The 22,624-nt window shown below is 50.6% G+C and carries 16 protein-coding genes and 1 tRNA gene; 9 read left to right on the top strand and 8 right to left on the bottom strand.

Annotated elements, in window-relative coordinates; all coding sequences use genetic code 11:
* Window positions 1–93: 93 nt before the first annotated feature.
* From AC0QH1_RS16810 to AC0QH1_RS16780, 7 genes are all read left to right on the top strand, one after another.
* The gene (locus AC0QH1_RS16810; RefSeq protein WP_324632375.1) at window positions 94–4,269 is read left to right on the top strand and encodes a PAS domain-containing sensor histidine kinase; all 4,176 of its coding nucleotides are present in this window, start codon (window positions 94–96) and stop codon (window positions 4,267–4,269) included.
* Between the two features lie 268 nt (window positions 4,270–4,537).
* Window positions 4,538–5,008 carry a response regulator gene (locus AC0QH1_RS16805; RefSeq protein ID WP_324632374.1) on the top strand — a complete coding sequence of 157 codons (471 nt, stop codon included), beginning with the start codon at window positions 4,538–4,540 and terminating at the stop codon, window positions 5,006–5,008.
* A gap of 492 nt (window positions 5,009–5,500) precedes the next feature.
* Entirely contained in the window at window positions 5,501–7,699 is a 2,199-nt protein-coding gene (locus AC0QH1_RS16800; RefSeq protein ID WP_324632373.1) for a putative bifunctional diguanylate cyclase/phosphodiesterase, read from the top strand.
* 417 nt (window positions 7,700–8,116) lie between these two features.
* Window positions 8,117–8,869 (top strand): hypothetical protein, encoded by a 753-nt coding sequence (locus AC0QH1_RS16795; RefSeq protein ID WP_324632372.1) that lies wholly within the window; start codon window positions 8,117–8,119, stop codon window positions 8,867–8,869.
* A gap of 149 nt (window positions 8,870–9,018) precedes the next feature.
* On the top strand, window positions 9,019–9,999 hold the full coding sequence (locus tag AC0QH1_RS16790; protein ID WP_324632371.1) for a CHAD domain-containing protein: 981 nt from the start codon (window positions 9,019–9,021) through the stop codon (window positions 9,997–9,999).
* Between the two features lie 262 nt (window positions 10,000–10,261).
* Window positions 10,262–10,909 carry a Crp/Fnr family transcriptional regulator gene (locus tag AC0QH1_RS16785; RefSeq protein ID WP_324632370.1) on the top strand — a complete coding sequence of 216 codons (648 nt, stop codon included), beginning with the start codon at window positions 10,262–10,264 and terminating at the stop codon, window positions 10,907–10,909.
* 796 nt (window positions 10,910–11,705) lie between these two features.
* Window positions 11,706–12,377 carry a Crp/Fnr family transcriptional regulator gene (locus AC0QH1_RS16780; RefSeq protein WP_324632369.1) on the top strand — a complete coding sequence of 224 codons (672 nt, stop codon included), beginning with the start codon at window positions 11,706–11,708 and terminating at the stop codon, window positions 12,375–12,377.
* Window positions 12,378–12,602: 225 nt separating this feature from the next.
* On the opposite strand, the gene AC0QH1_RS16775 is transcribed toward AC0QH1_RS16780, so the two are convergent.
* The 4 genes from AC0QH1_RS16775 to AC0QH1_RS16760 form a co-directional block, all read right to left on the bottom strand.
* Window positions 12,603–13,079, bottom strand: a complete 477-nt coding sequence (locus AC0QH1_RS16775; RefSeq protein ID WP_324632366.1) for a gamma-glutamylcyclotransferase family protein — start codon at window positions 13,077–13,079, stop codon at window positions 12,603–12,605.
* 49 nt (window positions 13,080–13,128) lie between these two features.
* Window positions 13,129–13,962 carry a gamma-glutamylcyclotransferase family protein gene (locus AC0QH1_RS16770; protein WP_324632364.1) on the bottom strand — a complete coding sequence of 278 codons (834 nt, stop codon included), beginning with the start codon at window positions 13,960–13,962 and terminating at the stop codon, window positions 13,129–13,131.
* A gap of 100 nt (window positions 13,963–14,062) precedes the next feature.
* Window positions 14,063–14,734, bottom strand: a complete 672-nt coding sequence (locus AC0QH1_RS16765) for an SOS response-associated peptidase (protein WP_324632363.1) — start codon at window positions 14,732–14,734, stop codon at window positions 14,063–14,065.
* 81 nt (window positions 14,735–14,815) lie between these two features.
* Entirely contained in the window at window positions 14,816–14,968 is a 153-nt protein-coding gene (locus tag AC0QH1_RS16760; RefSeq protein ID WP_324632362.1) for a hypothetical protein, read from the bottom strand.
* On the opposite strand from AC0QH1_RS16760, the gene AC0QH1_RS16755 reads away from it, so the two are divergent.
* Complete coding sequence (locus AC0QH1_RS16755) at window positions 14,957–15,487, top strand: universal stress protein (RefSeq protein WP_324632361.1); 531 nt, start codon at window positions 14,957–14,959, stop codon at window positions 15,485–15,487. The genes AC0QH1_RS16760 and AC0QH1_RS16755 overlap by 12 nt on opposite strands.
* 218 nt (window positions 15,488–15,705) lie before the next feature.
* On the opposite strand, the gene ftsH2 is transcribed toward AC0QH1_RS16755, so the two are convergent.
* The 3 genes from ftsH2 to AC0QH1_RS16740 form a co-directional block, all read right to left on the bottom strand.
* Window positions 15,706–17,592: an ATP-dependent zinc metalloprotease FtsH2 gene (gene ftsH2, locus AC0QH1_RS16750; protein ID WP_324632360.1), complete on the bottom strand. Its 1,887-nt coding sequence runs from the start codon at window positions 17,590–17,592 to the stop codon at window positions 15,706–15,708.
* A gap of 701 nt (window positions 17,593–18,293) precedes the next feature.
* Complete coding sequence (gene gltX / locus AC0QH1_RS16745; RefSeq protein WP_324632359.1) at window positions 18,294–20,276, bottom strand: glutamate--tRNA ligase; 1,983 nt, start codon at window positions 20,274–20,276, stop codon at window positions 18,294–18,296.
* Window positions 20,277–20,463: 187 nt separating this feature from the next.
* Window positions 20,464–20,537, bottom strand: a tRNA-Asp gene (locus AC0QH1_RS16740).
* 212 nt (window positions 20,538–20,749) lie between these two features.
* Here AC0QH1_RS16740 and AC0QH1_RS16735 point away from each other — a divergent pair.
* Entirely contained in the window at window positions 20,750–21,310 is a 561-nt protein-coding gene (locus AC0QH1_RS16735) for a Uma2 family endonuclease (protein ID WP_324632358.1), read from the top strand.
* A gap of 40 nt (window positions 21,311–21,350) precedes the next feature.
* Here AC0QH1_RS16735 and AC0QH1_RS16730 read toward each other — a convergent pair whose 3' ends face one another.
* A complete protein-coding gene (locus AC0QH1_RS16730; protein WP_324632357.1) occupies window positions 21,351–22,508 on the bottom strand; it encodes an esterase-like activity of phytase family protein in 1,158 nt (385 codons plus the stop codon).
* Between the last annotated feature and the right edge of the window lie 116 nt (window positions 22,509–22,624).

The following is a 22,624-nucleotide window of genomic DNA, read 5'->3' as shown; positions in this document are numbered from 1 at the left end:
AAACTCCGGAATGAAGCGCAAATCAAACAGATGGGGTTTTAGGATTGGGGGAGAGAGGACCGATGGAACCAGAAACAGGCGATCGCGACTCCCATGAACGAATTAACAACATCCAACCCTTCTACAGAGGAAATCTCTGGAGAAGAAATGCAGCGCTTGATGAACTTGTCCTCGGAATTGTTTTGCATCAGAGGACCGTCGGGATATTGCGAGAAAGTCAGTCAAAACTGGGAACAGCATCTTGGATGGACAGCACAAGAGATGCGATCGCGACCTTGGAGTGACTTTATCCATCCCGAGGATATCCACACCACCCGGATTCTCGATCGAAACTGCCAAGCGGGGAAAACGTACCAGATAGAGAATCGGTTTTCCCATAAAAATGGGCTTTATCGTTGGCTATCCTGGAAAATATCGCGCAATCAGGATGGATATATCTATGCCGTTGCCAAAGACATCACCGCACAAAAAAGACTCAAACGGCAATTTACCTCCCTGCAAGAACATCTGAATGCCTTTTTTACCTCTGCCCCTGCCGGCTTAGCCATTTTAGACACAAGCTTGCGTTTCGTGCAAATTAACGAAACCCTAGCTGACATACAGGGGTTTTCCGTCACCACCCATGTGGGCAAAACCTACAGAGAAATTTTACCCCAAATTGCCCCGCGCATCGAACCGCTATTACGGGACATCATCGAAAAGGGAACGCCAGTATGCCAAACGGAATTTAGCAGCGAAATGCTCAATTCGCCGGGAAATATCCGACATTGGGTGGCATCTTTTTTCCCCATTCAGGATCGGATAAATCGAGTGCGCGGGATTGGGATGATGGTGGTGGAAGTGACCCAGCTCAAGCAAACCGAAGCATCCCTGCGCCACAGTGAAGCGGTAAACCAAGCCATTTTAAAAGCGATTCCCGATGCGATATTTTCCCATGACCAAAATGGCACTTATCTCGACTATATTCCCGCCCCTAATTTTGAAACCTTAGTGCCTCCGAGGGAGTTTTTAGGGAAAAAGGTGACGGAGGTTTTGCCGGCAAAATTGGCAGGGCAAGTAATGCAGAGTATCGATCGCGCGGTGAAAACCGAAGCCCCCCAGTGCTTTGAGTACCAAATCGATCTGAACGATCGCTGTTATTATTTTGAAGCTCGCACGGTCAAAAGTGACGAAGGAAACTTAATCTCAATAGTGAGAGACATTAGCGATCGCATCCGCGCCGAGAGAGCCTTGCGCGAGTCGGAAGAACTTCATCGGATTACCCTGAGCAATATTTCCGATGGCGTTTTCATCAGCGATTCCCGGGGGGAACTTACCTATATTTGCCCCAACGTAGAGAATATATTTCAGGGGCGCGGCTATCACCTAGAAAGGACAAAACACATCAATGATTTTTTTGGTAAGGGGTTTTTTGAATGGGTGATGCAGTCAGGTAATATTTGCTCGATCGAGTTCAAACAACTTTCCAATTTAGAATGGAAAATCACCGATAAACAAGGCAAAGCACACAACTTATTAATCAACGTCAAGCGGGTAGCGATTAACAATGGTACCCTGATCTACACTTGTCGGGATATTACCGATCGCAAGCAAGCCGAAAAAGCGCTGCAAGACAGTGAAGAGCGCTTCCGAACCATATTCGAGCAAGGCCCGCTGGGCATGGCGATCGCCGACTTAAACTATCAACTCATCAAAGTCAATCCCATGTTCTGCCAAATGCTCGATGCTCGCGAAGCAGACTTGCTCGGAAAACCGATGTCCGCACTCAGCCATCCCGATGATATCGCCGCAGATTGGCAACCGCTGCAACAGCTATTTACCCGAGAAATTCCGTACTTTCAAATCGAAAAACCCTACGTCAACCAAAGCAAACAAACCCTTTGGATAAAACTCACCATTTGCGCGATTTGGAATCGAAAAGGGCAGCCGATTTATGCATTAGCCATGCTGGAAAACATGACCCCGCGCCAGCAAGCCATCGAAGCCAAAAAGCGCAGCGAAAGACACTACCAAATGTTGCTAGAACAAGCCTCAGACGGGATTTTAGTCTTTGACGAGCGCGGGCATCTCACAGAAATCAATTCTCGAGGGTGCGAACTATTAGAAATGAGTCGCGAAGAGCTGTTACAAAAAAAGATTAGCCAGCTCATCTCTGCCGCCGATTTAGTCACCGAATCCCTGCCTTTAGCGGAACTGAAACGAGGGATTCCGGTTCTGGTAGAAGGACACCGGATGCGAGGCGATGGCACCTGCTTGCCCATCGAAGTGAGTGCTAAAAAAGTAGAAGACGGGAGAATCCAAGCCATCGTGCGCGACATCAGCGATCGCAAGCGCAGCGAAGAAACAATATTGCGGATTGCCAAAGCCGTAGAAAGTGCCAGCGACGCGATCGCGATCGCCGATGCTACCCACACTTATATTTACCAAAACCCCGCCTTTCGCCACTTATTTGAATATACCCTAGAAGAACTGAATGCGGCAGGTGGGTTCCAAGTGGCGATCGCCGATTCAGACAAAGCAACCACCGCGATCGAAACCCTAAAAAGCGGTCAATCCTGGCATGGAGAAGTGGACATCCGCACGCGCGGCGGGGCAATTATTCCCACCTGGTTGCAAGTAGATGCGATCGCCGACGGTGGAGGAAACATCGTCGGCACCCTGGCCATTTTTCGCGATATTACCCCCCTCAAACGCAGCGAAGAAGCCCTGCGACAAAGCAAAGAAACCGCCTGGGCACTGCTCAATGCCACCACCGAATCCTTATTGCTCATCTATCCGAGCGGAATCGTATTAGCTGCCAACCAAACCGCCGCCAAAAGACTGGGCAAATCCGTAGACGAACTGATGGGAAAATGCGTTTACGATTCTCTCCCCCCCTCAGTGGCAGCATCGCGCCGCCTGCATGTAGAACGAGTGGTGGAAACCGGCCAACCTACCCGATTTGAAGATAGTCGCTACGGTCGATATTTCGACTCCTATCTCTATCCAATTTTCGATCGCCTCGGCAATGTAGCGAGACTGGCAATTTTTGAACATGAAATCAGCGATCGCATCCGGGCAGAAAACGAACTGCGCCAAAGCGAAGCCCGATTTCGCAAAATTTTTGAAGAAGCGCGACTGGGGATGGCACTAATTGGCGAAAGCGGAGAATTCTTAAAAGTCAATTCCATGCTCTGTCACATGCTTGGCTATTGCGAATCCGAACTCAATGCCACCACCGTTTCCCAGATTACCCACCCCGACGATGTAGAAACCCAAAGACAGCTTTCGCGGCTAATTTTTGCCGGAGAAATTCCCTCCTACACCATTCAAAAACGGTATGTGAAAAAAAATGGCGAAACACTCTGGGCGATTTTAAGAGCCTGTTTGCTGCGCGATGCTTCCGGCAAATCTCCTTATGCATTAGTCACCATCGAAGACGTCACCTGGCGCAAGCACATTGAAGCCGAAATGTGCCAACTCAATGCCATGCTAGAGCAGCGAGTGCAAGAGCGCACCGCCGCACTGCAAGCTGCCAATCAAGAACTCGAAGCCTTTTGCTATTCCGTTTCCCACGATTTGCGCGCACCCCTGCGAATTATCAATGGCTTTTCCCAAGCATTATTAGAAGATTACGATTCCGCCCTAGATGAATTGGGGAAAGATTATTTGCATCGGGTTTGCGCCGGCACCCAAAAAATGGGTCAATTAATTGACGCTTTGCTGAGTTTGTCCCGGGTGAGTCGCACCCAGATGCAAAGAAAGCGGGTAAATCTGGCAGAGATTGCCCGCAGCATCCTCGCCGAGAAGCAACAGAGTGACGGCGATCGCTGCGTAGGGGTTGAGATTCCCTCGGAAATTGTCGCCGAAGGAGACCCTCACTTGCTGCAAGTGCTGCTAGACAACTTACTAGGCAATGCCTGGAAATTTACCAGCAAAACTCCCAACGCGCGGATTACCTTTGGCGTGACAGACCCTTCATCCCTGCCCGATTTCATATTAGAGCGACTCTTGCAAAACCAGGAATTCGAGAGCGCAACCCTGCCGATTTATTTCGTGGGCGACAATGGGGCGGGGTTCGATATGACCTACACCGATAAACTCTTTACCCCCTTTCAACGCCTGCATAAAAGCTCTGACTTTGAAGGAACCGGCATTGGGTTAGCCACTGTGGCGCGAATCGTGCATCGCCACGGCGGTGAAGTCTGGGCGAACTCCCAGGTCGGTGGCGGTTCTACCTTCTATTTTACCCTACAGCCGCCCCAGGTAAGCAGCGCTAAAAAACCCTGAAGTAAAACTTAATATCCGGCGCATTTGTACCGATTGAGGGTTCGAGGATTTAAGGGAGGATTGTGGGGGTAGCTTTTTCCTAACGATCCTCTGGCTCCTTGACGCAACGCTTCCATTTGTTTTAACCTTTCACCCCCGATTTTGATATTGTTAAGTTTACCTGAAAAAAAGCAGGTTTTCTCCACTATACATCTACAATAAAATCGTAACATGTTGGGGAGTTGCATCTAACGCCCAACCCGCCCCATATCCTTTACAGGAGAAAGCCATGACTCGCAAAGTTATCCTGCTAGTGGAAGACAATCCTGACGAACAGGTACTCACTCAGATGGCCTTGAACAAGATCGATCAAGCTCACGAAGTCGTGGTGGTGAATGATGGGGTGGAAGCGTTGGATTATCTGTTTGGCGTCGGGACTTATGCAGGCAGAGATCCGGCGATCGCCCCCCACTTGATATTACTCGACTTGAAACTGCCGAGATTAGATGGTTTGGAAGTCTTGCGCCGGATGCGCTCCGATCCGCGCACCGCCCTACTCCCCGTGGTGGTTCTCACCACCTCCAACGAAGACCAAGACCTGATCGACAGCTATCGACTGGGAGCCAATAGCTACGTCTGCAAACCAGTGGATTTCGGGCAATTCGTCCAAGCGGTTCATCAGTTAGGGCGATATTGGTTGGTTTGGAACGAAATCCCACCGGTGCAGGTGGGGTGGGAAAACTCAGAAAATCCAGAATAACGTCCGCAACCCATTGAGGGGTAACACCCCATTGGCGCAATCGAACCATTCCCCGGACACTAGATGGGAAACGATGTCATACCGCATCCTGCTGGCAAGGGTCTGTTTTAAAGGAGTCATTGTCATCGGGACTGAGCTTGCATTGGGCGCGAGTGACTTCTCCCCTCCCTTTTTCAGACCCCTATTTTCACCCGTTAAACGCCCCTTGCGGGGAAACGCCCCTCTGAGGAATTACCATCTGCAAGGTATTTTTTCCGATGGAATGCCTTAAAATTGAGTTACCCAGCAGCGATCGCCCTTTGCGCAAGCTATGCAGTTCAACTCTCAAACACAAGTACCGCGCCAGGATTTAGAAATCCCCATTCTTCAGCAGGCTCAAATTGAGGCAATACAATTCACACTGGCTAAGGGATGTGGAAAATCCCAGCCCCGATCGGGGGTTTAACCGTACCTGGCCACATCAAAACATTCTGGGATGGAGGGATAAGGAAGATGAGCCTACGCTTGAGCGTCGTGCTCGTAGAAGACAACGTGGATGATGCAATGTTGCTACTGCGCGAACTCAAACGCGGCGGGTATGAGCTAACCTGCGAACGAGTGGAAACCGCCTCGGAGATGAAAGCCGCGCTCGATCGCCAACATTGGGACTTAATTTTGGCCGATTATGCCTTGCCGCAATTCAGCGCCCCACACGCCTTAGAAATCGCATTGGAACGCGGGCTGGACTGTCCGTTTATCATCGTCTCCGGACAAATTGGCGAAGATGCCGCGATCGCCGCCATGAAAGCCGGCGCCCACGATTATATTATGAAAAACCAATTGGCGCGCTTAGTGCCGGCGATCGAGCGAGAACTGCGCGAAGCCGCAGGACGGCGATCGCGCTCGGTGGCAGAAGTGGCCCTGCGCGCTAGCGAACGACAACTGCGCGCCCTATTCGAGAGCGCCCTCGACGCGATGGCCATCTTTAACGACGATCGCCAGTTCGTCTCCGTCAATCCCGCCGCCTGCACCTTGTTGGGCTTATCCAACCAGGAACTCATCGGTCGCTCGATTGTAGAGTTTATCGAGTCTCCCTGCGACCTAGAACAAGCCTTATCCAACTTTTACGCCCAAAGTCGCGCCACCGGAGAACTCAAAATCCTGCGCTCTGACGGGACAATGCGAGATGTGGAATATTCCGCCACCGCTAACTTTATCCCCGGCTTGCATTTATCCGTGTTACATGATATCACCGAACGCAAGCAAGCCGAAGAGCAACTGCTGTACAATGCATTCTACGATCCCCTCACCGGACTGCCGAATAAAGCCTGGTTTCTCAACTGTTTGGGGCGATCGCTGCGCCATGCCAAACGACGAGCCAACTATTTATTTGCAGTCCTGTTCCTGGACCTCGATCGCTTCGGGATCGTGAAATACAGTTTCGGCCATTTGGTGGCCGATCGCCTGCTCAGCGCCACCGCCCGACGCCTCGGCACCTGTCTCGGACCAAAAGATACCCTGGCGCGGGTGGGTACCGATGAATTTGCCATCCTGATCGACAATATTCACCAGATCGCCGATGCCACCGCAGTGGCGGATAAAATTCATAAAGAACTGACTTTGCCGTTTGAAATCAACGGCCATGAAATGTTCTCCACCGCCAGTATCGGCGTAGCAGTAGGCAGCAGCAACGCCAGCGCTTCCCCTTCTCCACCGGATGAGCATGGCGATCGCCTGTGGGATTACTCCGCAACCAATACCCTCAACCAACCCGAAGACTACCTGCGCGCCGCCGATACCGCCATGTACCACGCCAAAGCAATGGGCGGCGGTCGCACCGCGTTATTCGAACCGGACATGCATGCCGGCGCATTGGCGATGTTGCAACTGGAAACCGATTTGCGTCGCGCCCTGAAACGGGAAGAATTGCAACTGTATTATCAGCCCATCGTCAAGCTCAGCACCGGGCAAATCTCCGGTTTTGAAGCCCTGATTCGCTGGCGACACCCCACCCGAGGTTTGGTCTGTCCAGGAGAATTTATTCCCATCGCCGAAGGTACTGGCTTGATCGTGCCGATGGGTGCCTGGGTACTGGAAGAAGCCGCCCGCCAACTGCGTCAGTGGCACGCCCAATTGCCCTCGGGGGCGATCGCCAATTCCCCACTCCCCTGGGAAGACGCTCCTTTGTCTTCCGCTTCCACGCTGTTAACCATGAGCGTCAATCTCGCCGGGGTTCAATTCGCTCATCCGGGATTGCTCGAGCATATCGATGGTATTCTCCAACAAAGCGGTATTCCGGGGGAGACTTTGAAGCTCGAAATCACCGAAACGGCAATTATGGCGGCGGCTGAATCCGCAACGGCTTTGCTCTTGCAGCTCAAAGAGCAACAGATTCAGTTATGCATCGACGATTTTGGCACCGGTTACTCGTCTTTAAGTCGCTTGCAGCGCTTGCCCATCGATACCCTGAAAATCGATAAGTCGTTTGTCTCGCGCATGAGTATGGAGTCGGAAAGTCTCGAAATCGTCCGCACTTGCGTGGATTTGGCTCACAATCTGGGAATGGATGTGGTGGCAGAAGGGGTGGAAACCCCGGAACAATTGGCGGGCCTGCGGGCGCTCAAATGCGAGTACGGTCAAGGGTATTTTTTCTCTAAGCCCCTGGATGCCAAGGCAGCAACCGCTTTGTTGGCATCGAACCCGCAGTGGTAGGCAGGCTCAATGTTTTTGGCGGTTTTTTGATGGTGGATGCACTCGCCGGCTGGCTTTTCTCCCCCCCCCAGGGGCACGCCTCCCCCAATCTGCGCGATCGCCTCCCTGGCTCCCCCGCTTTTACATCTAATTTGCATTTTTCCTTGGAGGTGATTTCTGGAACAATTCTCACAGTATGAATTTAGTTTATAAAAAATTTGCTTACAAAAGTGCAAAGTTGCAAACCAGGCATTGCCCAGCTAATCGGATGACAAATGCAAACTAAAATAAAAACGATACCTTCGCCTCGGCGCGATCGCTACGGCGCGATCCCAAAGAAAAGCTTAATTAAAGATGTCAAAACTAGGCGGATGCAGACCTGGAGATTTATGCTTAAAGGTAGGAATTATACCTTGTCGAGAGTAAAGGAAATGAATCATGTTTTACACCGACCCCCTAAATTTAGATATCAATTCGTTTATTTCCCCCGAAGAGGCGATCGCGCCGAGGCACCCCCTTTATAAACACCTCAGCTTCCCCATTCCCAGCCTCCAGCACGCCTCGCCGGAGCAAATCAAACAAGTTCAACTGCGCGATCGCATTCCCGGCGTGGTCAAACGCTTGATTCCCTTTGACGCAGAAACCTCTTGGGAATATTGGTGGGTGGTTCCCGGGCGAATCCTGCTCCCAGAAGATGTGGATTTGCTCGATCGCGATCGCGATCGGCTCGAAAATATCCTCTCCCAACTCCTCTGGTTGTTGGGCGGTTACTGCTTCGCCGATCGTACCCCGCGCGATGGCGAGTTAACCCCCATTCACGATTGGCATCAGGTGGTCGAACAAGCGCGCCAACTCGGTTTTAACTCCTATCTGCTCGATATCGATTACCTCCCCACCGCCATCAAACCCTACACCCCGGACCTGGACACTCTTAACCGTAGCAGTTGCGAATATGTCGCAGTAGAACCAGCCCATTGGCATATCGAATTCTTCGAAATCCAACCCACTGACGGCGGATTTATTATCCAAGAACCCAAACAGCTCTGTAGCTGCCAAATTTGGACGGGCAAGCCTTTTCTCAAACATCGCCAAACCGGCCAAACCTCGATTCAATACGATTTATGGGTGTGCAAACCCCTGGATATCACCACCCCACCCTGGCGAGAACATGCCGAATTTGTGAAGCAATAATTTTTCTTTTCTTTCTCTAACGGTTGCCGCGAGAGGTACAGTTTCCTCAAAAGGGGGTTGTGGTACAATAAGCTATCGTTCATCCAAATGCTGTAAGCGCAGGGGCAGCATTTTATCGTTCCACTCAGTGCTAGGAGGGTGCCTTCTCGATGAAACTTGAAAAAGCCATGCCAACTAACACCCTAGGATATTGGGCGACAATTGCCGTTCAAAAGCATTTCGAGAAAACCATTAAATACGAACAAGATGTTCTCGAAGACCGCGATCCAGAAGCACTCCATCAAATGCGAGTCGGAATGCGACGTCTGCGATCGGCAGTGAAAGGGTTTGCACCAGCTTTACATCTGCCCAAAGCCGCCCGGGAAAAACAAATTGGCAAAATCTCTCGCAGTCTCGGAATGCTGCGCGACCTCGATGTGCTGCTCGAGGCGATCGAAACTCGCTACCAACCCGCTTTACCCAAAAAAGAAAAGGCAACCCTCAAAAAGGCTTTAGAACTCTTAGCCGAAGAACGTCGTCATGCCTTCCGCGTGGTTAGCTCAACTTTAAAAGAAAACCGATATCTATCGTTTAAAGAAAAGTTGAGCGCGTGGCTGGAAAATCCTCGCTATGAAGCAATGGCTCAGTTTCCCATCCAAGAGGTTCTACCCGATTTACTCTTGCCCGAAGTCAGCACCCTTTTTCTTCACCCCGGGTGGACGATTGGCGTTAATTGGAAAGACGGCAAAATGGAAATCGAAAATCTCAGCCCTGAAGCTGTGGAAAAAAAATTCGCCAAGCAAGGAGAAGTGTTGCACGACCTCCGCAAGCAAGTGAAGCGGGTTCGCTATCAAATGAACTTGTTTACTGAGTTCTATGGTTCGGCATTTGCAGAATATGTGGATGATATGAAATCGATTCAAGATATCTTGGGGAATATGCAAGATAGTGTCGTGTTAGCCGAAACTCTCACCGATGTCTTCCAGTCGAACCTCGCCAAGCAACTGCCTACCCTGGCGGAAAAACTGGGGGAAACGCGATACGAGTTTTGGTTGAATTGGCAGCCTTTGCATCAGAAATACATGAAAGCGGAAACCCGCACCGCTTTTCGCGCCGAATTGCTCCATCCTATCCCGGTGGTGGAAGAATAAGGGTTTTCGTTCTCCCACGGAAAATACTTCCGCCAAAACAAACCTTTGGCATCAAGAATTGAGAATCTCGCAGTCTCGGTTCTTTATTTGTCATTCAAAATTAACAATTAACAACAAACAATTTAAGCGGAAACCCTCCGGATCGGCAAAATTAAAGCAAATCTTAGGATAGACGTAATCAAATGATTACCTCGTCTTTACCTTAAGTGTTTAAAGTAAAGGTAAAGTTTGTAACCAGTGTTCTTGACTGGTAGGTAAAAGTATGCCCCCAACGTTCAACACAGTTCTCGAAGCCAATCTCCATCAGCTTAATGAAGAGAAGGCGTTGCATTTTTATGCTAAAGGGGAAAACATTCCCATCTTAGCCCAAGGGATTTGGCAAGTAGCCCAAGGATTGGTGCAACTAAGTACGCTTTATCCCAGCGGAGAAGAGGGACTTTTGGGCTGGGTCGGGCCATCTATGTGTTTTAGTCTGTCGTTTAGCTGTATGCAGACTTATCAGGCAAAGGCGCTATCCGACGTCCACTTGATGTGGTTTTCGGTCCGCGAAGTGGAAACTACCCCCCATTTAGCCCGGGACATGTTCCCCCAACTGATGCGGCGTCTGCGTCAGGTGGAAGCTATGTTAGCGATCGCCGGACAGCGACGAGTAGAAGATCGGTTGGTGCAGTTGTTAATGCTGTTGAAACAGGAAATCGGCGAATCCATCCATGAAGGAACTCGCTTGATGGTTCGTTTGACTCATCAGGAAATTGCCAGCGCGATCGGTACCAGTCGCGTTACCGTGACCCGGATGCTGGGCAAGTTACGCAAAGAAGGCGCGATCGCCGTGGATGCAAAGCGTCACATTATCATCAAAGATTGCCAATTTCAGAGTATGATGGAGTGTTCGGTTCTGCGCGAGTTTTAATCCCTTCCACCCCGCGTGGGAACCGATTTCGGGTGGCTTCTGCTTTGCCAGTGGCACTGGCTTGTATTCTCTGGCAAGGTAGTCTCTCCCCACCCAACGTCACCGTAACATCCCATGAGACCATCTATCTCTCGCTAAGTGAGTATTGCTGCCGCACCGACGAACCCGCGCCGTCATGGCTTCTTATGGTGACGGTTGACGTTTTTTATATTTACCAGAATCCGCCTTAATGCTGTTTTCTGGGATTTTATTTATCTCCCTAATACCTCCGCTTAGATACTTTGCGTTATCTCACTTAAAATAGAAAAACGCGATCGCAGTAGCCAGCCTCTAGATTTTCGGGCATTCACTCCCTACAATCCACTCTCGCAACAGTCTTACTTCAAACTCGGCGATATCTCTCTAGCATTTTCAACTCCTTATCTGCAATTTGATAAACTCGATTCAAACATCTATCTGTTATTTATAATGAATTGTCAATAGGTTATAAGTAGATAGATTCAGGACAACCGCAACATACCCCACGGGTAGGGTGGGCAACTCGCTGCCTACCCTACAGGTAGTGCTTTTGGCGGCGATATCCCACGGGCATTTCAGCCGTTCCCTCTTCTCTCGCCTGATATTTGTAAAGTTTTGTAAAGATTTTCGCAAGCTAGATGACAATTATTTGCATCTGGAGTAAGATGAACTGAAAGATTAAAACGGCTTTTCTCGGCGAAGAGTAAAAAAACCCTTACCACATGGGGGAAGCCACGGACTCTTTACTGCAAATTATTCTCATTAAAGGGACGTTCTCATGCAATCATCAAAGCAAAAAGCACCCACCGCACAGATGCAGGAAATCCAGGAGATGGATAAGTGGCAGATTTATCAAGAGAAGGCGTTGCATTTTTATGCCAAAGGGGAAAAGATTCCCATGTTAGGGCCGGGGATTTGGCAAGTGGCCCAGGGGTTGGTGCAATTGAGTACCCTTTATCCCACCGGAGAAGATGGGCTTCTCGGCTGGGTCGGGCCATCGATGTGTTTTAGTCCCTCGTTTAGTTGCATGCAGACGTATCAGGCAAAGGCGCTATCCCACGTCCACCTGATGTGGTTTTCGTTGCGCGAAGTAGAAACTACCCCCCATTTAGCCGAGGAAATGTTTCCCCAACTGATGAGGCGTCTGCGTCAGGTGGAAGCCATGTTAGCGATCGCCGGACAGCGACGGGTAGAAGATCGGATCGTGCAGTTGTTAATGTTATTGAAACAGGAAATGGGTCAATCCGTCAATGAAGGAACTCGCTTGATGGTTCGCTTGACTCATCAGGAAATTGCCAGCGCGATCGGTACCAGTCGCGTTACCGTGACCCGGATCCTGGGTAAGTTACGCAAAGAAGGCGCGATCGCCCTAGATGCAAAGCGTCACATTATCATCAAAGATTGCCAATTTCAGAGTATGATGGATTGCTCGGTTCTGCGCGAGTTTTAATTCCTTCCACCCTGCATGGGAATCGGTTGCGGGTGGCTTCTGCTTTGCCAGTGATACTGGTTTGCATTCTCTGGCAGGGTAGTCTCTCCCCACCCCATTTAACCGTAACATCCCACGAGTCAATCCGAATTACATTAAGTGAGATAAAGTGGGTACGCCGACGAAACCGCGCCGTCATAGATTTTACAGACGGCGCTGAGTTCCTTTTTGGGCTTTATACAAAATTCAGGCGAAGTGCGTACTGCCCAACTGGGAGATCGCCCGGATATAATCTGGCGGCAAACCGCAAGCACTTGCGCCGCGCGTCACGTAGTCGAGATACTCACGGATCGGACGTTTTCCTTCTTCCACCCATTCCGGGGTTGCGCGGTAAACATAGCCCTCCACGTGAGAGCCATCCGCCAGACGAAATCCAGTCCAGATGCGATCGTAATATACTGGATAGCCCTCGCACTTATCCATCGCCTGCAAATCAGCATCATTCACCTCTATCAAAATTCCCCGCACTTGGCGGGTGGGATGAGGCACGACATTTGCCGCCGCCACATACTTGAGCGATCGCTTGTTAAACCGCAGTTCGTGATTGGGTAATGCTGCCAGTTGAAAGCGCCCGTTCCAATGGCGCAGTCGCGATCGCAAGCGCTGGGGGTACAAATTAGAGCCATAAGCAAACAGTCGATAGTGGCGCAATTGCCCAGTCATAGACAAATTCCTCCTATTCGTTTACCTGTCAAATTATAGAAATTAGAATTCACGATCGCCCTTTCCAATTGCCTCCAACTATACGCGGATAGCCTTCCACATATTGCGGAAATCCTTCATAAACCAACGCCCGCTTCCCGCTAGTTAAAGTCGCCCAGCGGCGTCGATAATAGTCCGGATGTTCTTCCAGACGGTCTAGGGTCGGAATTGCCGCGATCGCAACCCGATAGCGTTCTCCATAAACCACCCCATTGCCCGAGACGAACATAGGATAAGGACCGAGATGGAATAACTCTGCATTGGCGATCGCATCCGTTGCGAGAAACTGTGCCTTTTCCATTAAGAAATGATTGCATTCTCCCCGCATTAGGGTACCGTAAACAAACAGTTCCACCGCCGAATTGAGCCACATGTGGTTCGCCGCCGCGATCGCCGATTGCAGCAATCCTTGCGGCGTCGCGTCATCTCCCGCAGCGCAATTAACATTTATCCCGCTATTGGGAAGCGCCACTTCCGCCAAATTGTCCCCTAAAATAGCCGCGATCGCCGCTTTTTCTTTTCCTTTGAACTGACATTTTTGCGCCTCGCTCAGTCGATGATATTGATAATTTAACACCGCTTTTGCCAGGGTGAAATAAAAGGTTTCCGGGGCAATTAACTCCGGAAAAATTGTCCGCTCTTTCAACTGAGAAAACAACCAACTTAACCCTAGGGCGTGGCGAGTGGTGACGATAATTTTCCCCGGGTGGTGGGGAAGAGAATCCGCAGTAACGATTGTAGCCGCCTGATTCCATTCCTCGATTCCTTCAAGTAATTGGGAAAAATCGGGGTAGTGAATTTGCTCGTAGATTGCCGTTAGGGGTGGGTAATCGAAAGCAGTCATTGCGCGATTCGGGTGAGAGTTATCGATAAAGGCGCGATGTTTTTTTAGGGCTTATTTCTCTGGGAATTTAGGGTAACATATTGCGGTTTTTTTTGCCAATTCACTGCTGTAGGGATTGGATGCATTCGGCACTATCGATTTTTGGATTATTCACCAGCGGAGTCACCGGATAACCGAGGAGTTCATCGGTGGGATAGGGGCGCAGAAGCGGGAGTAATTGAGAGACCGGGGTAGAATGGGTCAACCAGCGATCGTAAGCGTTTTGGGGAAGAATCACAGGCATTCGGGGGTGGATGGGGTGCAAGAGTTGGTTTGCCTGGGTGGTCAAAATGGTACAAGAAGCGATCGCCTCCCCAGTGGGAGAAATCCAGCGTTCCCACAAACCAGCAAAAGCAAACGCCCGGTCATTTTTCAGTTGAAAATAAAACGGTTGTTTGCCGTGGGGTTGGGGCTGCCATTCATAAAACCCATCAGCGAGAACCAAGCAGCGGCGGTGTTGAAACGCCGAGCGAAACGAAGGTTTTTCCGTAACGGTTTCCGCCCGGGCGTTAATCAATTTTGCGCCCATTTTTGCATCCTTTGCCCAAGGGGGAATCAGACCCCAGCGCAACAGATGAAACTGGCGCTGTGACGAGTCACGTGGGTGGCGGATGGTGGGGGCGGATTGAGTGGGCGCAATATTGTATCGCGGGGGGAATTGAGGAACATGCGCCAATTGGAATAATTCGGCGACAGTTTCGGGAGATTGATAGAAGCTAAATCGTCCACACATGAGGATTGGGAGAGGGTTAACGGCGGAATTGAAAAGCGGGTAGTTTGGGGGTAGCCCGGGGGGGGGAAAATTGGGCGGGATTTAGGCGAGGCGATCGCTCTTTGTGTAGATGTCAGGAAGCGAACAAGATTGATAGGCTAAAAGTAGTGCCGATCGTAACAACGAACTGTAGTCAAGTCGGGTTTGCGATCGCGCCGGAGAAAAGATAGAGGAATAGAACCCATGACTTATCATAAAATTTTAGTTGCGATCGACCGATCGCCCCTAGCCGATCTCGTCCTCGATCGAGCCGTGGATCTGGCGCAAAAAGAGAGTGCCCAAATGATGGTGTTCCACACCGTAGAAATCGAAGCCACCGCCAACGTGCCTCCAGTAGTGGGAACCGGAATGGGGTTAGTGCCCTCCACCGGCAGAACCATTCCCGAAGTGCAGCGACAAAGAATTGACGCGCAAAACGAACAAGCGCAAGAATACTTGCGAACCTGCGCCGACAAAGCCGCCGCCCGAGGAATTGCCACCGAGTACGATCGCAAAGTTGGGGATCCGGGGTCATTAATCTGCCAAGAAGCCGTGAGTTGGGGAGCAGATTTAATTGTAGTCGGACGCCGAGGGCGCAAAGGAATGCGGGAAATGTTATTGGGAAGCGTGAGCAATCATGTCATCCATAACGCGCACTGTTGCGTGTTAGTGGTGCAAGGGTTAGTGCCCACCGAAGAAACTACCCCGCCCCCCAGTGAATTGGGCAAAAAATGAGCGCGCACAGACCCTTGAAGGTACGTGACCCCCGCCACCGGGTGATGCAATTTGCCCACTTCTTGTAGAGACGCGATAAATCGCGTCTTTAGGAGGGTTTTTGCGCCGCGCGTTTGAGATGTGGGTTTGGGAGAAAGCGGGCAAAAAATTAGCCCGCAGAGGCGGGCGAAGGGAGGGTGATGGCAGGTAGAAACCTGCCAATCAAAGTCCGGTGGAGATTAGAGGATGGGCACGAACTGTTCTTTTTCCGGAACTTCCGTGTACTCGGCAACAATTTGCCGGAACTCGTCCCCGTTAATGCTTTCCCGTTCGATTAAGATATCTACCAAACGGTCGATCGCCATGCGATTTTCGCGAATCATCCGTTTAGCTTGTTCGTGACAGCGATCGACAATCGTGCGGACTTGAGCATCGATTAAAGAGGCGATTTCTTCAGAGTATTCCGATCGCGTCATCAAGTCGCGACCCAAGAACACTTCTCCTTGCTGGGTATCCAGGGAAAGCGGACCTAAATCGGACATGCCGAAGCGAGTTACCATTTGACGGGCCAGAGAACTCACCTGTTGTAAGTCGCCTCCCGCACCGGTGGTTACTTCTGCATCGCCAAAGATTTCTTCTTCCGCCGCGCGACCTCCTAATGCGCCCATGATCCGGGCCATTAATTGAGATTTAGAGACCAGGGTTTGATCTTCATCTGGGGTAAACCAGGTTAGACCCTGAGCTTGTCCGCGCGGAACCAAGGTTACTTTTTGTACTGGATCGTGTTCTTTGACCAAGGTACCGACGATCGCATGGCCGATTTCGTGATAGGCAATTAAGCGTTTGCTCTTGCTATCGACGAGGGGAGTGCCTTCCATGCCGGCGATTACTCGGTCGATCGCATCGTCAATTTCGAGCATGGTGATAGCTTCCTTGCGCCGACGGGCGGTTAAAATGGCCGCTTCGTTGAGCAAGTTAGCTAAATCTGCGCCAGTAAAACCGGGAGTGCGACGGGCGATCGCTTCCAGGGAGATTTCATTGGCCAGTTTTTTATTGCGGGCATGGACATCGAGAATTTCCAAGCGACCCTTGATATCCGGTGCATCCACGCCCACTTGGCGATCGAAACGGCCCGGACGCAAGAGAGCCTGATCCAGTACGTCGGGGCGGTTAGTCGCGGCGATGATGATAATGCCGGTATTGCCTTCAAACCCGTCCATTTCGGTGAGCAACTGGTTGAGGGTTTGTTCCCGTTCGTCGTTACCGCCGCCGATACCCGCGCCGCGCTGACGACCCACCGCGTCGATTTCATCGATAAAGATGATGCAAGGGGCGTTTTCTTTGGCTTTTTTGAACAAGTCGCGCACCCGAGAGGCCCCGACACCCACGAACATTTCCACAAATTCCGAACCGGAGATGCTGAAGAACGGGACCCCGGCTTCCCCGGAGATCGCCTTGGCGAGCAAGGTTTTCCCGGTTCCGGGAGGGCCGATTAACAGCACGCCTTTCGGAATTCGGGCACCTACTGCGGTGAAGCGTTCCGGTTTTTTCAGGAAGGTGACCACTTCTTGCAGTTCTTCTTTGGCTTCTTCAATGCCGGCCACGTCATCAAACATGACCCCGGTTTTGGCTTCCATTTGAAAGCGCGCTTTCGACTTGCCAAAGTTCATCGCTTGTCCCGGACCGCCGGGAACGTTGCTGGATCTGCGGAACAAGAAGAATAATCCCGCCAGTAAGAGGACTGGGAAGATTAAGTTGCCCAACAATCCCCAGATCGCGCCATCATTGCGAACTGGGTGCGAGTCGAAGCTGATATTGGCGTCTCGCAGGCGGGTAATCAGTTCCGGCGTGTTGCCCGGGAGTTCCACTCGCAAGCGCTGTACCCGGTTGTCCAGTTCGGGATCTACGGCTTCCACGATCGCCGTTTGTCCCCCTTCGTAGAGATCGACTTGGGTCACTCGTCCGGCGTTGAGGTATTCCAAAAATCGACCATAGCTCATTCGGGTACTGGCGGTGTTGTTCCCCATGTTCATGCTTGAGGAAGAAAAAATTCCCTGCCAGACAAAAAAGCCAATGACTAAGGCGGGCAAAGCCCAAAGTAAGATTATTCTCCAAGTAGATTTCATTGGCAGTAGCCTCTAGATATGGATTTGGACATATTGATTCAGCGCTAGTTTAAGTTGCAGCGATCGCGCAACGGCTGTTTTTCTTATCACATTCAAGCCCGGTGGTTTTCTGCCACGCCCCTGCCTTTGGCTCTCGGGGGTTCGATGCAGATTTCGCGCTCCGGATTAAGAATCTTAATCAAATTTAACATAAGCCGCGCGATCGGTGCAACTCAATCCGCGATCGCCTGCCCAAAACCCCCTCTATCACTGGGATGCAGCTTCGACTCACCTAACTGCGATTGGCTCAGATTCGGAACCTTATACACACTTTAGTCATTCTGTCAAGCCCTACCCTCGCCTTTTCCTTCTCTCTCGCCTGTTTTTCATCTAAATTGCATACTTTGCAGTTTTAGGCTAGGCAGTGCCGACCCTCCATTAGCTTTTTTACACCCCACGATCCGGCGGGTATTTTAATCCCCGCCTCATAGCTCAAGTCAGTTTTTAACCGAGTCGAAACCTTACAGTAAACGCATTTCAGTCGGTTTTAACCGACTTGCGCTATTAGGCGTGGGTTTAAACCCACGCCGGCTGTTGCTTACAAATCATCAATAGTTTATGCAATTTAAGTGTAAAAATATAGACAACCAACGCCCAATAAAAACGGAGGGGACTGCTAGCCGAATAGCCGAATTCCCCTCCGCAAATAAACTTACCCTGGCTTACGAGTTTGGGGGATTTTGTCCCGCCACTTGTTGTTTGATTTCCTCAATTTTGACCGATAACTCTTCGCGAGTAGAGGCACTGAGTAAATAGCGGTAAATAAACCAACCCGCGTATGCCAAACCAATAATTTCAAACGTTGGCTGTACCAATGGAATGCCATTGAGTACATCCAAAACCGCCACCAAGACCCTCAGAGAAACCAAGGTTGCCAACAGCAGACCAATTGTGATCAGGGGTTTTTGGTATTCTTTGACAAAATTGGTGACGTAATCCGGTAAATAAGACAAGATTTCCACAACCTGTGCCTTGATCCGCTCGAATTGCTCGTTCTTGTCCTTCGGGGGCGGAGTTTCCGTGGTCATCGCCGCCGCAGGGGGTGCGGGGACGCTCGGTTCAGCCGCCACATCGGCATTGGGGGCTTTAGGCCCAGATGGAGCCGGGACTTCGGGAGGTTGTCCTGGGGCAGGCGTTTGTGCCGCCACCTCGTCTTTGGGTGTTTCCGGTGCAGGTTTTTCAGTCAAGGTACTACCCTCTTCTACATCAACCGATAAGACTTTTTGCAGGCGGGCTTTATCCAGCTCCCGCTGATTGAGTAACACCCAAGATTGTATCAGGTCAGGCCCATGTACTTCGCCGGTTAACCCTGCCCGCAGCGATCGCATCACCAGACCTTTTTTCACCTTTTGCTCTTTGGTGACCCGTTTGATAATCTCTTGAGCGTCGGATGGGGTCAGGGTTTCCTGACTTTGGAGGGCATCGAGGATCGCCTGCAGCACTGCTGTGGCTCCCTCGCGCTCCAGTTGTTCTTTTCCTTCAGCGCTCAGATCCACTGTCGGGACAAAGAACAGACGGCTCATCTCCACCGCATCGGTTAACCGGGTCAAACTCGGACCGATTAAAGCGCTCAATTGCTCTAACCAGGCGCGATCGCCTTGGGGGTCGAATTCGTATCCCGCTTCTTGCCAAAACGGAATCAGGCGATCGGTGAGGCGATCGGCAGGCATCTCGTGGATATATTGACTGTTGAGCCAATCGAGCTTATCCCAATCAAATTTTGCACCCGCTTTATTCACCCGATCGAAGCTAAACTTGTCCGCCGCTTCTTCCAGGGTAAACATTTCTTGGTTATCCGGCGCGGACCACCCGAGCAAGGTCATGTAGTTAACCAGCGCTTCTGGAGTAAACCCCATTGCTTTAAATTCCGAAATCCCGGTCACGTTTTCTCGTTTGGAGAGTTTTTTGCCGGAAGAATCCAAGATTAACGGAGTATGGGCGAATTCCGGAATCTCTGCCTCTAATGCTTCGTAGAGCAAGATTTGTTTGGCAGTGTTGGCGATATGGTCTTCGCCTCGGATAACGTGGGTGATTCGCAAATCGATGTCATCCACCACCACGGCGAGATTGTAAAGGGGCTGACCGATGCCTACACCACTAGCCCCTCGAGCGATGACCATATCGCCTCCGAGGTCGCTTCCGCGCCAGGTGACCGAACCGCGCACCAGGTCATTCCAGGTGATTTCGCGATCGTCGTCGATTTTGAAGCGAATCACCGAGGGTCGTCCTTCGGCTTCAAATTTGGCGATTTCATCGGTGGTTAGATTCCGATGACGGTTGTCATAGCGCGGCGCTTCCCCTCGGGCTTTTTGGGCGGCGCGCATTTCTTCTAGTTCTTCTGGGGTAGTGTAGCAGCGATAGGCTAACCCCTTTTCGATTAAGGTTTTGACCGTGTTTTGGTACAGATCCAGACGCTTGGACTGGTAGACTGGTCCTGCATCCCAATTCAAACCGAGCCAGGTGAGTCCATCCAGGATGTTGTCGGTGAACTCCTGGCGCGATCGCTCCAGATCCGTGTCTTCGATTCGCAAAATGAACTGACCCCCGTTGTGTCGGGCAAATAGCCAGTTAAATACAGCCGTTCTGGCTGTTCCGATATGTAGGTTTCCCGTAGGACTTGGCGCTATCCGAACTCGAACAGTCACTATTATCTCTCTCTTTTTTTTGGGTTATCGTATTTTGACATTCCCACAGCCACTTTGCATGTGGGGGTGCAAGCAATGAACTCCACCCCGCCGATGGGTCGGTGGGGGTTGGTTCAATTGTGCCCCAAATAATAATGTAGAGACTCGCCGGAGCGCGTCTCTACATCGATAGATATTATGCTTTTAACGGGACTGACGGGATTCGAACCCGCAACTTCCGCCGTGACAGGGCGGTGCTCTGACCAGTTGAACTACAGTCCCTTGTCTGAGCCTTCTCTATAATTACGCGATTTTTTTGATTTGTCAACCCCTTTTTCAAAAAAAATTTTTTCGGGTCGGATTTGCGGGTTGCTCCTTGGCAATCTCCGAGAAATCCGAGGGAACGAGAAGCCTTCCCTCGGGGGTATGGCGATTCCCTTGCAGACCAGGCACAATCGAGTCAGAACCGTTGCTCGCCGTTTGGGAGAACCGCCATGTCCATTCAACCCCTACAATCCTATCTCAGCGTTGAGGACTATCTCAATCTGGAACAGCACAGCAATCTCCGCCATGAGTACATTGCCGGTCAAGTCTATGCCATGTCGGGCGGGAGTGAAGCCCACGACTTGATTTCCGTGAATCTTTTAACCCGACTGCGAACCCACTTGCGCGGTAGCGGTTGTCGGGTATTTTCCGGCAATATGAAGGTCAAAATCGAATCGTTGGATTTATTTTACTATCCCGATGTGTCGGTTACCTGCGACCTGCAAGACCGAGAAAAATACTTTAAAACTCGTCCTTGTTCGATTGTGGAAGTGCTTTCTCCGAATACGGAACGAGTCGATCGCCACGAAAAATGGAACAATTATCGCCAACTTGACAGTTTGCAAGAGTATGTGTTGGTGTCGCAAACTGAGATGAAAGTGGAGATTTATCGACGCGGCGATCGCGGCGATTGGACTCGGGAAATTTTCGGTCCTGCAGATACCATACAATTTGCCGCCGTGGGGTTAGAGATGACCGTAGCCGAAATTTATGAAGAGGTGGAATTGTAATCTCAAACTCTCGGGTGGGCATAACCCAGCATAAAGCGCTTTACTTCGGCGGCGCGATCGCAAAGGCCAAAACCTGCGTCACTTGCAAAGGGTTAAAATTATTATCGCTAATTAAAATCAGCGATCGCCGCCCATCGGCTAAATCCGGCCCCCAGGTCATTCCCTCAATATTATCCAACGCAATTGGCAAGTCTTGTAAATCCAACAGCAATTTCTTTTCTGCCAATTGTATCCCATTCAAATCGCGATCGCCCAGACTCTCAATTTGGCGAATATCCGTTGCCTCTGACAAGTCTACCTCATACAACAAAATCCGATTGCCAATCTCTTCCGTAAATCCCCGTTCCAAACTTAGCAATTTTGTTTCATCTACCGCCAACAATTCCACTACCCCATTGATGCTGAATGCCTCCGGCGTCTTCGGCGGATTCAGCACCGGTTCGGTCATATATAAAAATTCCCCGACTGGCTTGCCTTCAATGAGATTATATTGTAAAATCCGAATGGGACTGCCAGCCTCGGGATTCGCTTCCGCTCCATCTTGTACCAGAGCGCTTTCTGTTGCCGTGTAGAGCAACCGATCGCTTCGGGTTAAAGTCAAGCTTTCAAAAGCCAGATTATTGCGAATTCCTTGGCGTTCTCCCGGGAGGAACTTATCGGGAATTGGCAAGGTATTAATCGCCTTTCCCTCGCGATTAAATTCCTTAATAAACGGCGGGATATTCCGGTTAACATCCCCTTCGGAGGAGATAAAAAAACTGTCCCGTTTGCTGAGGGCAATCCCCTCGGGGTCGAGACGATAGGAAGCAAAGGGGGTATTGTCTTGCGAGAGTAAAACCGTCACGGCGGTGGGGGTGACTTGTAACGGATCTAAATCGATGGTTAGGGTATAAAAGCGCGCCGGACCGGTTAAGGCGCGATCGTCGGATATGGCATAGTAAAGATTTCGTTCCGGATCGTAGGTAATGCCAGAAAGTCCGCCAATTTGGGTGTTTTCAAATTCCAAACCCGTGGGAAATTTGACTTGTCCTAAATACTCGATGCGGGAGTTCGAGAAGGTTGTCGGTGCGGGAGTTGGAGTGGAAACCGGATTGGTTTTCGGTGCGGATTGAGGGGTGGGATTGCATCCGATACAGAGGGTAGAAAAGAGGGCGATGCAGAAGAATTGCCGCGCCCAAGAGCTACCTTTTATAGTCATAACTTTACCAGGTGTGGGCATGAGAATTGATAGAAAGTCCGCCGCCGGAATAGAGGTAAAAAACTAAGTCCGAGTCGGCGGATAGAAGAAAAGCATAGACGCGATTTTAATCGTTT

The organism is Phormidium sp. CCY1219, from assembly GCF_055795085.1.
This window is presented reverse-complemented; position numbering and strand designations above follow the sequence as displayed.